The organism is Janthinobacterium sp. GW823-FHT06H09 (genome assembly GCF_058794735.1).
Map to the genome: position 1 here is coordinate 89,506 of NZ_JBXAHC010000014.1, position 14,946 is coordinate 104,451.

Annotated in this window: 11 protein-coding genes; 2 read left to right on the top strand and 9 right to left on the bottom strand. The window is 64.0% G+C overall.

From position 1 onward, the window contains the following. Positions 1-88: 88 nt before the first annotated feature. The 3 genes from AC1Q6X_RS22400 to AC1Q6X_RS22410 are packed head-to-tail and all read right to left on the bottom strand — an operon-like array spanning position 89 to position 3,528. Entirely contained in the window at positions 89-1,006 is a 918-nt protein-coding gene (locus AC1Q6X_RS22400) for a LysR family transcriptional regulator (RefSeq protein ID WP_121668553.1), read from the bottom strand. 57 nt (positions 1,007-1,063) lie between these two features. Next, positions 1,064-2,299: a M20/M25/M40 family metallo-hydrolase gene (locus AC1Q6X_RS22405; RefSeq protein ID WP_492498424.1), complete on the bottom strand. Its 1,236-nt coding sequence runs from the start codon at positions 2,297-2,299 to the stop codon at positions 1,064-1,066. Beyond that, on the bottom strand, positions 2,296-3,528 hold the full coding sequence (locus AC1Q6X_RS22410; RefSeq protein WP_492404557.1) for a urate hydroxylase PuuD: 1,233 nt from the start codon (positions 3,526-3,528) through the stop codon (positions 2,296-2,298). Before AC1Q6X_RS22410 ends, AC1Q6X_RS22405 begins: the two co-directional genes overlap by 4 nt. A 131-nt stretch (positions 3,529-3,659) precedes the next feature. Between AC1Q6X_RS22410 and AC1Q6X_RS22415 the strand changes: the two genes are divergently transcribed. Together AC1Q6X_RS22415 and AC1Q6X_RS22420 are read left to right on the top strand one after the other, a co-directional pair. Then, on the top strand, positions 3,660-4,598 hold the full coding sequence (locus AC1Q6X_RS22415) for a LysR family transcriptional regulator (RefSeq protein WP_034754583.1): 939 nt from the start codon (positions 3,660-3,662) through the stop codon (positions 4,596-4,598). Between the two features lie 73 nt (positions 4,599-4,671). Continuing rightward, positions 4,672-6,432, top strand: coding sequence for an allantoate amidohydrolase (locus tag AC1Q6X_RS22420; RefSeq protein ID WP_492498425.1), 1,761 nt, complete (start codon positions 4,672-4,674; stop codon positions 6,430-6,432). Positions 6,433-6,441: 9 nt separating this feature from the next. Here the strand turns inward: AC1Q6X_RS22420 and AC1Q6X_RS22425 are convergent, their stop codons facing one another. The 6 genes from AC1Q6X_RS22425 to AC1Q6X_RS22450 form a co-directional block, all read right to left on the bottom strand. Continuing rightward, entirely contained in the window at positions 6,442-7,677 is a 1,236-nt protein-coding gene (locus AC1Q6X_RS22425; protein WP_492498426.1) for a Zn-dependent hydrolase, read from the bottom strand. 10 nt (positions 7,678-7,687) lie between these two features. Beyond that, positions 7,688-9,079 (bottom strand): dihydropyrimidinase, encoded by a 1,392-nt coding sequence (gene hydA, locus AC1Q6X_RS22430; RefSeq protein ID WP_492498427.1) that lies wholly within the window; start codon positions 9,077-9,079, stop codon positions 7,688-7,690. A gap of 21 nt (positions 9,080-9,100) precedes the next feature. Then, positions 9,101-10,585: an NCS1 family nucleobase:cation symporter-1 gene (locus tag AC1Q6X_RS22435; RefSeq protein WP_492498428.1), complete on the bottom strand. Its 1,485-nt coding sequence runs from the start codon at positions 10,583-10,585 to the stop codon at positions 9,101-9,103. A 109-nt stretch (positions 10,586-10,694) separates the two neighbouring features. Beyond that, a complete protein-coding gene (gene preA, locus AC1Q6X_RS22440; RefSeq protein ID WP_492498429.1) occupies positions 10,695-11,975 on the bottom strand; it encodes an NAD-dependent dihydropyrimidine dehydrogenase subunit PreA in 1,281 nt (426 codons plus the stop codon). Next, complete coding sequence (locus AC1Q6X_RS22445) at positions 11,975-13,342, bottom strand: NAD(P)-dependent oxidoreductase (RefSeq protein WP_492498430.1); 1,368 nt, start codon at positions 13,340-13,342, stop codon at positions 11,975-11,977. Before AC1Q6X_RS22445 ends, preA begins: the two co-directional genes overlap by 1 nt. 44 nt (positions 13,343-13,386) lie before the next feature. Next, entirely contained in the window at positions 13,387-14,892 is a 1,506-nt protein-coding gene (locus AC1Q6X_RS22450) for a CoA-acylating methylmalonate-semialdehyde dehydrogenase (RefSeq protein ID WP_492498451.1), read from the bottom strand. Between the last annotated feature and the right edge of the window lie 54 nt (positions 14,893-14,946).

Consider the following 14,946-nt stretch of genomic DNA (forward strand, 5'->3'; position numbering starts at 1 on the left):
TAAGTTTTTCTTGTGGGTCGCGTTGGGGACGGGCCAACAATGTTGTCGGATTACGCGCCGGGGCGCTAATCCGACCTACGCCGTGATATCACCCGGCACCATATTCCTCGCCCAGCGCCAGCGTGAACCTGGCCGCCTCTTCGCATGCCAGCATGGCGACCAGTTGAATCGCTTCCGTCGTGATGTCTTCGCTGTAGCTGATGACGATGCGCTGCGGCGCCAGGCTGCTGGCGCAGGGAATCAGCGCGATATTGCCTTGCTCGATTTCCTCGCGCAGGGGCGCCAGCGGCAGCACGGCGATGCCGAAGCCCGCTTTGACCAGGCGCACGATGGCGGAAATCGAGCTGACGCAATGGACCCTTCCCAGCTGCACGCCCTCGTCCTGGCACAGCGCCTTCAAGGCGGAATGCGGCTGCGAACCGCGGTTCATGGTGATGATCGGATGCTGCGCCAGTTGCGCCACCGTGAACGGCACGCCCGTGTCGGGCCAGTCGGCGGCCCTGCCGGCCCAGCCCATGGCGATGGCGCCGCTGCCCGTGCTGCGGATATGGTCGCCCGTCAGCATGTCCGTCTGCAGCGCGATATCGAGTTCGCCCTGCTGCAGCTGTTCGTGCAGGCGGCGCGTCGATTCCGACGTCAATTGAATTTCGATGCCCGGATAGCGCTCCTGCACGCGCTGCAGGAACGGGATCAGCCAGGTATGCACGATGGTTTCGATGACCCCGATGCGCACTTCGCCCGTGATCTGCGCGGGCGAGGAATTGGCCGCATACATGTCGCGGCACAGTTCCAGCATGCGCTCGGCGTACACGAGCAGGTTGCGCCCGGCGAAGGTCAGGCGGATGTCACGCGCATCGCGGTCGAACAATCGCGTGCCGAAATCCTGCTCCAGCGAGGCGATGCGGTTGGAAATGGCCGCCTGCGTGATGTGCAGCTTGTCGGCCGCCGTGCGGAAGCTGCCCAGCCGCGCAGCCCAGACAAACGCTTCGAGAAAACGGGTATTCAATGGAGCTCTTCTTCACCTAGAGTGTGGTCGCCCCATTGTAAGCCAAAGCGCCCCGCCCTATTTCTGCGCCAGGAAATCGAGCAAGGTCAGGGCGACGATCTTGCTGGCCTTGCGCAAGTCGTCGAGCACCAGGCGCTCGTCGGCCTTCTTCGCATTCGACTCGGGCACCGTGCGCGGGCCGGCGCCATACAGCACGGCGGGAATGCCATGTTCGCCATACAGCCGCGCATCCGCATACAGGGGCGTGCCGACGGCGGGTATCGTCTCGCCCAGAATCGCTTGCGCATTTTTCTGCAGGCTGCCGACCAGCTGCTCGGAGCCGGGCAAGGGCCGCAGCGCATGCGACAGCAGCAGGCGGCGGATCTCGATGCGGATGCCAGGCTCGCCGCGCACCGCGTCTTCGATCAGCGCGCGCACCTGCGCTTCCACCGCCACCGGGTCTTCTTCGGGAATCATGCGGCGGTCCATCTTCATGACGACCTTGCCCGGCACCACATTGGTATTCGTGCCGCCGTCAATGCGGCCCACCAGCATGGTGGGCGAGTCGATGCCGGCCACTTTCGATTTGATCTTTTTCAGTTCCGGCAGTTGGCCGTAAATGGCGTTGAGGATCTTGTTGGCCGCCTGCAGCGCATCGTGGCCCGTTTCCGGCATCGAGCCGTGGCCCGACTTGCCGTGCACGGTGATTTCCAGCTGCAGGCAGGCGTTGTGCGCCGTGACGATGCCGTAGCTGAAACCGGCGGCGATGACGAAATCGGGCTTCGTCAGCTGCTGTTCCAGCAGCCAGCCCGGCCCCAGCAAGCCGCCGAATTCCTCGTCGTAGGTAAAATGCAGTTCCAGCTGCCCCTTCAGGGGAATGCCCAGCGCTTCGAGCGCGCGCGCGGCAAACACATAGGTGGCGAAATCGCCTTTCGACACGGCCGTCGCGCGGCCGTAGATATAGCCGCCGTCGATCTGGCCGCCGTACGGCGGATACGTCCAGTTGTCGCCGGGCGGCACCACGTCGCCATGCGCATTCAGGGCCACGGTCGGCCCGCCTGCCGCATACGGGCGGCGCACGATCAGGTTGGTGATGCTCTGCATGCCGTACGCCTCGACCTGGTCCGCCGGCACGGCGTGTTTTTCCGCGTTCCAGCCATACGCCTGCAGCAGCTGCGCCACCAGATCCGCATGGGGCGCGTTATTGCCGGGCGGCGTATCCGTCGGCTGCTGCACCACCTTCTGTAAAAAGGCGATCTCCTCGTCGAAGTGCTCGTCGATCCAGGCCGTGATTTTTTCTGCGTGCGTAGTCATTTTGCTCCTTGCATGGTCTGTTGCAGCCAGGCGCCCAGTTCGCTGCGCTCGGCCTCCGTCATATTGGTCAGGTTCCCGATTGGCATGGCCTTCAGCTCGATGGCCTGCTTGTAGATTTGCGCCGCGTGCTGGCGGATTTGCGTCTCATTATCCAGCATCATGCCGGCCGGCGCCGTGGCGAAGCCCGGCTGCGTGGGCTGGGCCGAATGGCAGGTGGCGCAGCGCTGGGCGATGATGGCGTGCACGCTCGTGAACTGCGCCGCCGGGTCCACCGCCGGCGCGGCCGCCAGGGCCACGGGCGCTTTCGGCGCGATGGCCACGGCCACGGCCACCAGCAGGGCCACGCCAAGGGCAGGATAACGCCACTCGACGCGGCCCTTGTGGCGCAGGTTGAAGAAGTGGCGGATGAAGACGCCGGCCGCCATGATCAGTGCCAGCACCAGCCACGCGTGGTCGTTGCGGTAAGTCATCGCGTAGTGGTTGCTGATCATGATGAACAGCACGGGTAACGTAAAATAATTGTTATGCACGCTGCGCTGCTTGGCTTTCAGGCCATGTTTGGGATCGGGCAGCTTGCCGGCGGCCATGGCCTCGACCATCTTGCGCTGGCCTGGAATGATCAGCATCAGCACATTGGCCACCATGATGGTGCCGATCATGGCGCCCACGTGGATGTAGGCGGCGCGCCCGCTGAGCAAATGCGTGAGCACGTACGCGGCGCCGACGATCAGCGCGAACACCGTCACGCCGAACCACAGTTCATATTGCGCCAGCTTCGAGCGGCACAGCAGGTCGTACACGGTCCAGCCGATGACGAGGGTGGCGATGCCGATGCCGACGGCCTGGCCGCTGGAGATATCGGCCACGGCCTTGTCGATCATCATGGCCTGCGCATTGAAGTAATACGCGATGGTGAGCAGCGCAAAGCCGGACAGCCAGGTGGAATACGCTTCCCACTTGAACCAGTGCAGCTCTTTCGGCAGTTCCGCGGGCGCCACCAGGTATTTTTGCGGGTTATAGAAGCCGCCGCCATGCACGGCCCACAATTCTCCCGACACGCCCTTCTTCGCCAGCTCGGAGCCGGGCGCGGGTGGACGTATGGAATTGTCGAGCCAGACGAAATAAAAGGAAGCACCGATCCAGGCGATGCCCGTGATGACGTGCAGCCAGCGGACGATCAGGTTCAGCCACTCCAGGCCGTACGGAATCAGGTAGGCAAATACTTCCATAAATTTCCTCTAGTCAGACCGAACCCATATTCGTGCCAATCTACACAAGATAAACGGATTTACCGCCCATCACATGAAAAATATCGTATATTTGACATATTCAAATCGATATACAACAGAGCCGCCGCCACATGTCCAGCCTGCCGCAACACCTCGACCTGCACCTGATCCGCATCCTCTACCTGCTGCTGGTGGAAAAGAATGTCTCGCGCGTGGCGCTCAAGCTCAATCAGCCGCAGCCCTCGATTTCCGCCTCCCTGCGCAAGCTGCGCGAATTGACGGGCGACCCGCTGCTCGTGCGCGGCGCGCGCGGCATGGTGCCGACCCAGCATGGCGAAAGCCTGCTCAATCCGGCCAAGCGCATCCTCGACCAGACGGAAAGCCTGTTCGTCAAGAAGACGCCGTTCGTGGCGCAGGAAGAGGCGCGCACCTTCCATATCGCCGCGCCCGACTACCTGGACAGCCAGTTCCTGCCCAACGTGGTGGCCCTGCTGCGCCGCGGCTCGCCGAAAAGCCGCGTCGTGCTGCACAGCCTGGGGCCGGGCATCGACCATATCCGCCAGCTCTCCGATGGTGGCCTGGACCTGGTGATCGCCAACTGGGACGAGCCGCCCGCGCACCTGCACATCTCGAAGCTGTTCGAAGACCCCATCATCTGCGCCATGCATGCGGAAAACGCCTATGCGCGCCGTACGGCCAGCGACGCCATGACGCTCGACGACTACCTGAGCCTGCCCCACGTGGCACCGTCGCAGATGATGCCCGGCTACCACGGCGTGATCGATTCCTTCCTCGAACGGCAAAACCTGCAGCGCAACGTGGTGGTGGAGTCGGCGTATTTCGGCCTGATCCCCTACATGCTGACGCAGACGGATCTGGTGCTCACCACGGGCCGGCAATTCATGCGCTTCTATGAAAAGACCCTGCCGCTGAAAACGTATACCGTGCCCTTGAAATTCCCGCCGATGCGCTTTTACCAGCTGTGGCACCAGCGCGTGCACCAGGCGCCCGAACACAAATGGCTGCGCGACCAGGTCAGCGCAGCGGCCAAGGCGCTGGTGCAGCGATAGCCGCTATCAACGCGCGCATATAATGGAGGCAGGAACGGGGCGCTATCATCACCGCTTGCATGATCGGAAAACCATGACCACCCTTTCAGACCTGAACGCCGGCAGCCAGGCCGATTTTATCGCGCACCTGCATGGCATCTACGAACACTCGCCCTGGATCGCCCAGCGCGCGGCCGCCGCCCGGCCGTTTGCCAGCCAGACGGCCCTCAAGACGGAGCTGCAGCGCGTGCTGGCGCAAGCCTCGCCCGAAGAGCAGCTGGGACTGATACGCGCCCACCCCGAGCTGGCCGGCAAGGCCGCCATCGCCGGGCAGCTGACGGCGGAATCGACGCGCGAACAGGCCAAGTCGGGCCTGAACCTGTGCAGCCCTGATGAATTCGCCACCCTGCAGCGCCTCAACAGCGAATACAACGCCAAGTTCGGCTTTCCCTTCATCCTGGCCGTCAAGGGTCCGACGGGCGAGGGCCTGACGCGCCAGGACATCATCGCCACGTTTGCGCGGCGCCTGAAAAACCGGCGCGCCGATGAACTGGCCGAATCGCTGCGGCAGATCAAGCGCATCGCCGAACTGCGCCTGAACGACCTGCTCGACGTGCGCCTGGACTTCGGCCCCGCCATCATGCAGCAGGCGGAAACGCTGGCCGGCTGGAGCGACAGCGATTACAACCTGACCTGCGCCTACCTGACGCCGGCGCACCGCAAAACGGCCGCGCAGCTGGCCGACTGGATGCGGGACGCGGGCATGCAGGTGCACATCGACGCCGTCGGCAATGTCGTCGGGCGCTATCTGTCCGACGCACCGGGCGCGAAGACCCTGATGACGGGATCGCACTACGACACGGTGCGCAACGGCGGCAAGTACGATGGCCGGCTGGGCATCGTGCTGCCGATCGCCGTCGTGCGCCACCTGCACGAACGGGGCGAAAAACTGCCATTTCATTTCGAGGTCGTCGGTTTCGCCGAAGAGGAAGGCGTGCGCTTCAAGAGCACGTTTTTGGGCAGCACGGCCGTGACAGGCAAGTTCGACGTGTCGCTGCTGGAGCAGCTGGATGCGGATGGCGTGAGCATGCGCGACGCGCTGGCCGCCGCCGGCCACGAGGCGAGCGCCATCGGCGCCATCGCGCGCGATCCGGCCAGCCTGCTCGGCTATGTGGAGGTGCATATCGAACAGGGCCCCGTGCTGCTTGAGCGCGACCTGCCGCTGGGGATCGTCACGGCGATCGCCGGCAGCTCGCGCTACCTGGTCAGCCTGGGCGGCGTGGCCAGCCACGCGGGCACCACGCCCATGACCATGCGCAAGGACGCGGCCAGCGCGGCCGCCGAAATCATCCTGCTGGTGGAACAGCGCTGCAGCCACGGCGAAGCGCTGGTGGGCACCGTGGGCCAGCTGCAGGTGCCCAACGGCTCCGTCAACGTGATCGCCGGCGCCTGCACCCTGTCGCTCGATATACGCGCGGCCGTTGACGCCGTGCGCCAGGCAGCCGTCGACGATATTCTGGATGGCATCGCCGCCATCTGCGCGCGGCGCCAGATCGACTACCAGCTGGAACTGCTGCTGTCGGCGCGCGCGGCGCCATGCGCGCCGTGGCTGATGGCGCAGCTGGCGCAAGCCGTGGAATCCGTCGGCATCGCACCGTATGCGCTGCTGTCGGGCGCCGGCCACGACGCCATGGCCATGGCCGCCATCACCGACGTGGCCATGCTGTTTACCCGCTGCGGCAATGGCGGCATCAGCCACAACCCGCTGGAAACCATGACGGCCGACGACGCCGACATCGCGGCGCGCGCGCTGCTGGCGTTTTTGCGCAACTTCCAGCCCAAGCCGCAGGGATAGCGGTCGTGGCTACACGGCCACGGCCCGCTCCAGCATCGCGTGCAGCAGCACGTTGCAGCCCGCTTCCAGGTGCTCGGGCCTGGCGTCCTCGATTTCATTGTGGCTGATGCCGTCCTTGCACGGCACGAAGATCATGCCGGCCGGGGCCAGCCGGGCTGCGTAGATGGCGTCGTGGCCGGCACCGGACACCACATCCATCACGGAGTAGCCGAGTTTGGCCGTGGCGTTGCGCACGGCGCCCACGCAGTCGGGGTGGAACGGACATGGCGGGTAGTAGGAGACTCTTTCCAGTGAAATGCCCAAGCCTGTTTTTTCGCGCGTGGCATCGATGAAAGCCGTGATCTCGCCGTGCATGGTGTTGAGCAGCTCGTCGTTCACGTTGCGCAGGTCGATGCTGAATTTGACTTCGCCGGGGATCACGTTGCGGCTGTTCGGGAAGACCTGCACCATGCCCACCGTGCCCCGCCCGTACGGCGGGTAGCGGTTGGCAATCGCCACCACTTCCTGCATGATGGTGGTGGCCACCTGCAGCGCATCCTTGCGCAAGCCCATGGGCGTGGGGCCCGCATGTGCTTCCATGCCCGTCACCACGCAGTCGTACCAGGACAGCCCCATCACGGCCGGCACCACGCCGATAACCGTGTCCGCGTCTTCCAGCACGGGGCCCTGTTCGATATGCGTTTCAAAATAGGCGCCGATGGGATGGTCGCCCGGCACCTGCTCGCCCTTGTATCCGATGCGCGCCAGCTCCTCGCCCACGGTCTTGCCTTCCGTGTCCCTGGCCGCATACGCGGTCTCCAGCGAAAAGGCGCCGCAAAACACGCCCGAGCCCATCATCACGGGCACGAAGCGCGAGCCTTCCTCGTTGGTCCAGAAGGCCACTTCGATCGGTGCCTGCGTCTTGATCTTCAGATCGTTCAGGGTACGCACCACTTCCAGGCCCGCCAGCACGCCGTAATTGCCATCGAACTTGCCGCCCGTGGGTTGCGTGTCGATGTGGCTGCCCGTCATCACGGGCGGCAAGGTATTGTCCATGCCGTCGCGGCGCATGAACACATTGCCGATCTGGTCGATCGTGATGCTCATGCCCGCCTCGCGGCCCCAGCGCACCACCAGGTCGCGGCCTTCCTTGTCGAGATCCGTCAGGGCCAGGCGCTTGACGCCGCCCTTCGCTGTCGCGCCGATACGCGCCAGTTCCATCAGGGCTGCCCACAGGCGCTCACCATTGATACGCAATGCATCCATCGTCAACTCCTTATGCGGTCGTGGCGGCAAACGCGGGACGCTCGATATAGCGCCCCGCCCCTTCGACGGCCGTCAGTTCGCCCTGGTGGAACACCACCTTGCCGGCGGCAATCGTGGTGCTGGGGATGCCGCGCACGGTGCGCCCTTCGAAGACATTGAAGCCTCCCTTGGCGAACTGGGTGGCGGCGGAAATGGTGCGCGTGCCTTGCGGGTCCCACAGCACGATATCTGCATCGCTGCCTGCGGCGATGACGCCCTTGCGCGGATACATATTGAAGATCTGCGCCGCATTGGTGGACGACACCTTGACGAATTCTGAGGGGGTGAGCATGCCCGAATTGACGCCAGCATCCCACACCACGGCCATGCGTTCCTCGACGCCGCCGCAGCCGTTCGGGATGCGCGTAAAGTCATTCTTGCCAGCCGCCTTCTGCTCGGCGCAGAAGGTGCAGTGGTCGGTGGCCGTCGTGTGCAGGTTGCCGCTTTGCAGGCCGTGCCACAGTGCCGATTGATGGTGCTTGCCGCGAAACGGCGGGCTCATGACGTGGCCTGCCACGTAGTCGAAATCATCGCCCTGGTAGACGCTGTCGTCGATCACCAGGTGGCCCGCCAGTGCCTCGCCATACACGCGCTGGCCATTGGCGCGCGCCCGCGTGATGGCGTCGAGCGACTCCGCGCACGAGACGTGCACGATGTACACGGGGGTATTCAAAACGTTGGCGATCGCGATGGCGCGGTTGGCCGCCTCCGCTTCCACGGCGGGAGGGCGCGACAGCGGGTGCGCCTGCGGCCCGGTGATGCCTTTTTTGAGCAGGGCTTGCTGCAACTGGAAAACCAGTTCGCCGTTTTCCGCATGGACGGTGGGCAGCGCCCCCAGTTCCAGCGAGCGGGTAAAGCTTTTCACAAGGGTTTCATCGTCGGCCATGATGGCGTTTTTATAGGCCATGAAATGCTTGAAGCTGTTCACGCCATGCTCGCGCACCAGCACTCCCATCTCTTCATGTACCTGTTCGCTCCACCAGGTGATCGCCACGTGGAAGGTGTAGTCGCCAGCCGCCTTGGCCGACCACTCGCGCCACTGGTGATAGGCCTCGATCAGCGACTGCTTCGGCGCGGGGATGACGAAGTCCATGATGGTGGTGGTGCCGCCCGCCAGTCCCGCCGCCGTGCCCGTGAAAAAATCGTCGGCCGTCACGGTGCCCATGAAAGGGAGGTTCATGTGCGTGTGCGTGTCTATCCCGCCCGGCATCACGTACAGGCCGCCCGCGTCGATCACGGTGGCGCCGGCCGGCAGCGCCAGGTTCTCGCCGACGGCGGCAATCGTGTCGCCCTCGATCAGCACATCGGCGCGAAACGCGCGGTCGGCGTTGACGACGGTACCGCCACGTATCAGTGTAGTCATCTTGTCTCCTTCTCGAAAAGATCAGGACTGCGTCGCCTGCTGCACGCGCGCAGCTACCTTGCCCTTCATCATGACGCCGTAGACGACGGCGGCGATGGCCACGCCCACGAACCAGGCGTAGGTGTAGATGGTTTTAAAGCCTTCGCCCACGCCGGGAAACGCCGTGGGAAAGGCCGCGTTCAAAAAGCCCGGGATATTCGGCAGCACGGCGATGACAAAGGCGATCAGCGCCGCCATGTTCCAGCCATTGCCATACGAGTAGACGCCGTCGTCGCGGTACAGCTGTTTGACGTCGAGCTGCGTCTTGCGCACAAAGTAATAGTCGACGATAAGGATGCCGGCGATGGGGCCCAGCAGGGCCGAGTAGCCGATCAGCCAAGTGAAGATATAGCCCTGCGTCGACTCGAGCACCTTCCACGGCATCATGACGATGGCGATGAAGGCCGTGATGTAGCCGCCCATCTTGTACGAAATCTGCTTCGGCGCCAGCGAGGAAAAGTCGTAGGCCGGCCCCACCAGGTTGGCCGCCAGATTGACGCTGACCGTGTCGATCAGGAGGATGATCAGGGCGATCAGCACGGCGGCCCCCGTCATGCGGCTGGCCAGGTCGACGGGGTCCCAGATGGCCTTGCCGTACATGACGACCGAACCGGCAGTGACGATCACGGCCAGCATGGCCAGCAAACCCATGGGCACGGGCAAGCCGACCGACTGGCCCACGATCTGGTCGCGCTGCGTCTTGGCAAAGCGCGTGAAGTCGGGAATGTTCAATGCCAAGGTGGCCCAGAAACCCACCATGGCGGTGAGCGACGGCCAGAAGACGCTCCAGAACTGGCCCGCCTTCTTACCGCCGGGGATGAATTGCGATGGCTGGTCCAGCAGGCTGGCCACGCCGCCGGCCTTGCTGTGCACCCAGTACAGCAGCACGAAGCAGATCAGGATTTTCAGGGGTGCCGTATAGGTTTCGAGCTTGCGGATCGATTCCATGCCATGCAGGATGTAATAGAACTGGATGGCCCAGAAGGCCAGGAAGCACAGCAACTGGCTACCGTTGATGCCCAGGCCCGCGATCTTCTCGCCGCCCAGTTCATGGCCCATCAGCACGCCCATCAGCGTGTAGATCATCTGCCCGCCGAACCAGGTCTGGATGCCGTACCAGCCGCAGGCGACGATGGCGCGCATCAATGCCGGCAGGCGCGCGCCCATGGTGCCGAACGAGGCGCGCGCCAGCACGGCATACGGGATGCCGTACTTGGTGCCCGCATGGCCGATCAGCAGCATGGGCAAGAGCACGATGGCATTGGCGAGAAAGACCGTGAGCACGGCCTGGTAACCGGACATGCCGCTGTCGATCAGGCTGGCCGACAGGGTGTAGGCGGGAATGCACATCACCATGCCCACCCACAGCGCGGCAAAGTGATACCAGCGCCAGGTGCGCTGCGCCGCCGTGGTGGGCGCCAGGTCTTCATTCCAGAGTTGCGTGTTGCCTGAATAGTCGTGGTTCACAGGGTTGCTCCATCGGTTGGGAGGTTGGGCGTTTTAAAAACGGCTGCGGCCTAGCTTACTGCAAAGTTGGGCAACTGTTTATAAAATATGCGTACGCAAAAAACGTGCCCTATACCGATTCCGCCAATGCCCTGGGGTTGCGCGGATCCTGCGTCCAGTTCATGTACGGCTTGCCCGTCGCCTGCGGCACCATCGTGATGCAGCCCTGCACCGGGCAGGTGATTTCGCACAGGTTGCAGCCCACGCATTCCTCCTTGATCACCTCATACGTGCGCGTACCGGCCGCGTCGATCAGTTGCGCAATCGACTGGTGCGACGTATCTTCGCAAGCCACGTAGCACTTGCCGCATTTGATGCAGTCGTCCTGGTTGATCTGCGCGATCACCTGGTAATTCATGTCCAGGTATTTCCAGTCCGTCGTGTTGGCCACGGCCTTGCCGGAAAAATCGCTGATGCGTGCATAGCCCTTCTCGTCCATCCAGCGCGACAGGCCATCCTTCATTTCTTCGACGATGCGGAAGCCATGCAGCATGGCGGCCGTGCACACCTGCACGCAGCCGGCGCCCAGGGCGAGGAATTCGGCCGCGTCGCGCCAGTTGCCGATGCCGCCGATGCCGGAAATGGGCAAGCCGCGCGTCTGCGGATCGCGCGCGATCTCCGCCACCATGTTCAGGGCGATGGGTTTCACGGCCGCGCCGCAATAGCCGCCGTGCGTGCTGGCGCCACCGACAATCGGCAAGGCCACCATGCGGTCCAGGTCCAGCGAGGTGATCGAGTTGATGGTGTTGATCAGCGAGACGGCGTCCGCGCCGCCCGCCTTGGCCGCGCGCGCCGGCATGCGCACGTCCGTGATGTTGGGCGTGAGCTTGACGATGACGGGCAGTCGGCTGTGTTTCTTGCACCAGGCGGTCACCATCTGCACGTACTCGGGCACCTGGCCCACGGCCGCGCCCATGCCGCGCTCCGGCATGCCGTGCGGGCAGCCGAAATTGAGCTCGATGCCGTCTGCCCCCGTCGCCTCGACCTTGGGCAGGATGTCGGCCCAGTAGTGCTCTTCGCAAGGCAGCATCAGGGAGACGATCATGGCGCGGTCGGGCCAATCCTTTTTCACCTGCGTGATTTCGCGCAGGTTGATCTCCAGAGAGCGGTCGGTAATCAGCTCGATGTTGTTGAAGCCCACCACTTCGCGGTTCTTGCCGTACAGGGCGGAATAGCGCGACGAGACGTTGACGGCGGCAGGGTCTTCACCCAGCGTTTTCCACACGACGCCACCCCACCCCGCCTCGAAGGCGCGCACCACGTTATACGCCTTGTCGGTCGGCGGTGCGGACGCCAGCCAGAAGGGATTCGGCGCCTTGATGCCGCAAAATTCGATGCTGAGATCAGCCATTATGCAGCCTCCACTTTATTCAACAAATCGGAATGGATGGCCAGTGCGGCCAGCTTGCCATGCTGGACGGCTTGCACCGTCAAGTCCTGCCCCGGCGCCACGCAGTCGCCGCCCGCGTAGATCCCCGGCAGCACCGTGCGGAAACCCGCGTCGACGGCGATCTTGTCGCCTTCGCGCTGCAGCAACGACGCCATCGGGTCAATCAGCACCTCGGTGTCGAGGCTCTGGCCGATGGCCTTGAAGATGGCGTCGGCCGCCACGTCGAAGGTCTCACCCGTGCCAGCCAGGCGCGTGCCCTGCATGGCGGTTTTTTCGAAACGCATGCCGGCCACCTTGCCCTCGCCATCGAGCAGCACCTGCTGCGGCTGGGCCCACGTCAGCATGCGCACCTGGTTCGCCTTGGCGATCTCCTGTTCATGGTGGGTGGCCGTCATGGCGTCGAAGCCGCGCCGGTACACCAGCGTGACTTCCTCGGCGCCGAGCCTTTGAATCTGCACGGCCATATCGATGGCCGTATTGCCGGCACCGATGACGATGGCGCGTTTCGGCACGGGCAGCGCGGTCAGGTCGTCCGCCTGGCGCAGCGCGGCGATGTAGTCGACGGCGGCCAGCAAGCCCGGCGCCTCCTCGCCCGTCAAGCCCAGCTTGCGGCTGGCGCCCAGGCCCAGGCCCAGGAAGACGGCGTCGTACTGCGCATGCAAGTCGCGCAGCTGCACGTTTTCACCCAGCGCCTGGCGACATCGGATGGCGATGCCGCCGATATCGAGCAGGAAGTCGATTTCCTTTTGCGCGAAATCGTCCGTCAGCTTGTACTTGGCGATGCCGTATTCATTCAGGCCGCCCGCCTTGCCCTCTTTTTCAAAGATCACCACGTCGTGGCCCAGCATGGCCAGGCGGTGCGCGCACGACAGTCCCGCCGGTCCCGCGCCGACGATGGCGATCGTCTTGCCCGTGGCGGCCGCCCGTTTGAAAGGGTGCGCCGTAAAATGCATGTGGTCGACGGCATAGCGCTGCAAGAGGCCAATCTTGACGGGCTGGCCTTCGGCGTCGTGGTTGCGCACGCAGACGTCTTCGCACAGAATCTCCGTCGGGCAGACGCGCGCGCAGCTGCCGCCCAGGATGTTCTGCTTCAGGATGCCGGCGGCGGCGCCGTTGATGTTCTTGTCGTGGATGTTGCGGATGAAGCTGGCCACGTCGATTTCCGACGGACAGATACGGCTGCACGGCGCGTCGTAGCAATACAGGCAGCGGGCGCTTTCGATGACGGCCTGGCGCGCCGTCAGGGGCGGTGCCAGGTCCGTGAAGTGGCCCGCCAATTCCTCGTTGGGCAGGGCGGGATGCGGTAAATAACTCAAGGACTCGATCATCGCGGTTTCCTTTTTTTGTGCGGCCGATGTTTGATTTAAAACCCTTACTTCATCTGGGGAAAAGCAAATTCCACACCAGCGCTTGCCGTGTTCGGCCAGCGCTGCATCACGGCCTTGTGGCGCGTGTAGAAACGCACGCCTTCGGGGCCATACGCGTGGTGGTCGCCGAACATGCTGCGCTTCCAGCCGCCAAAACTGTTGAAGGCCATCGGCACGGGCAAGGGGATGTTGACGCCCACCATGCCGACCTGGATCTGGCGCACGAATTCGCGCGCCACGCCGCCATCGCGCGTGTAAATGGCCACGCCGTTGCCATACTCGTTGGCGTTGATCAGCTCCACCGCGTGCACCACGTCTGGACAGCGCAGCACGCACAGCACGGGGCCGAAAATCTCTTCCTTGTAGATATTCATGTCACGCGTGACGTGATCGAACAAGGTGCCGCCGACAAAGAAACCGTTCTCGCGGCCAGGCACCACATGGTTGCGTCCATCGACCACCAAAGTCGCGCCCTGCTCCACGCCCGAGGCGATCAGTTTTTCGATACGCTGCTTGGCCGCCAGCGACACGACCGGGCCCATTTCCGCACCATCTTCCATACCGTCGCGCACTTTCAGTGCGGCCGTGCGCGTTGCCAGTGCATCGATCAACTTGTCGCCCGCGTCGCCCACGGCCACGACGACGGAGATGGCCATGCAGCGCTCGCCCGCAGATCCGTAAGCCGCGCCGATCAGCGCGTCGACCGTCATCTCCATGTCCGCGTCCGGCATCACCACCATGTGGTTCTTCGCGCCGCCCAGGGCTTGCACACGCTTGCCGCTGGCGCTGCCGCGCGCATAGATATACTCCGCGATCGGCGTCGAGCCGACAAAGCTGATCGCCTGCACCACGGGGTGGTCGAGCAAGGCGTCGACCGTCACCTTGTCGCCCTGTACCACGTTGAAGACGCCGTCGGGCAAGCCCGCTTCTTTCAGCAGTTTCGCGTGCAGCAGGGACGCGGACGGATCGCGCTCGGACGGTTTCAAGACAAAGGTATTACCACAGGCAATCGCCACCGGGAACATCCACATCGGCACCATCACGGGAAAATTGAATGGCGTGATGCCGGCCACCACGCCGAGTGCCTGGCGCATGGACCAGGCGTCGATGCCGCGCGAAATCTGGTCCGTGAATTCGCCCTTCAGCAGTTGCGGTATGCCGACGGCAAATTCCACCATCTCGATGCCGCGCGCCACTTCGCCCTGCGCATCGGCAAAGGTCTTGCCATGCTCGCGCGTGAGCATGGCGGCAAATTCATCCGTGTGCTGCTGGCACAGCTGCAGGTAGCGGAACAGGACCCTGGCGCGCGTCAGCGGCGGCGTGGCCGACCACGAGGGAAAGGCGGCCGCCGCCGCCTGCACGGCCGCGTCCACGTCTTCCACGGTGCCCAGCGCCACGCGCGCCACAGGCTCGCCCAGGGCCGGGTTGTAGACGTCGCCGTAGCGGCCGCTTTGGGTGTCGACTTTGGCGCCGTTGATGTAGTGGGTGATGGTGTCGAGCTGTGTGTTAATTTGGTTCACGTTATTTCCTCTCTTTACCCCAAGGGCAAATTCTGGGGTCAGACC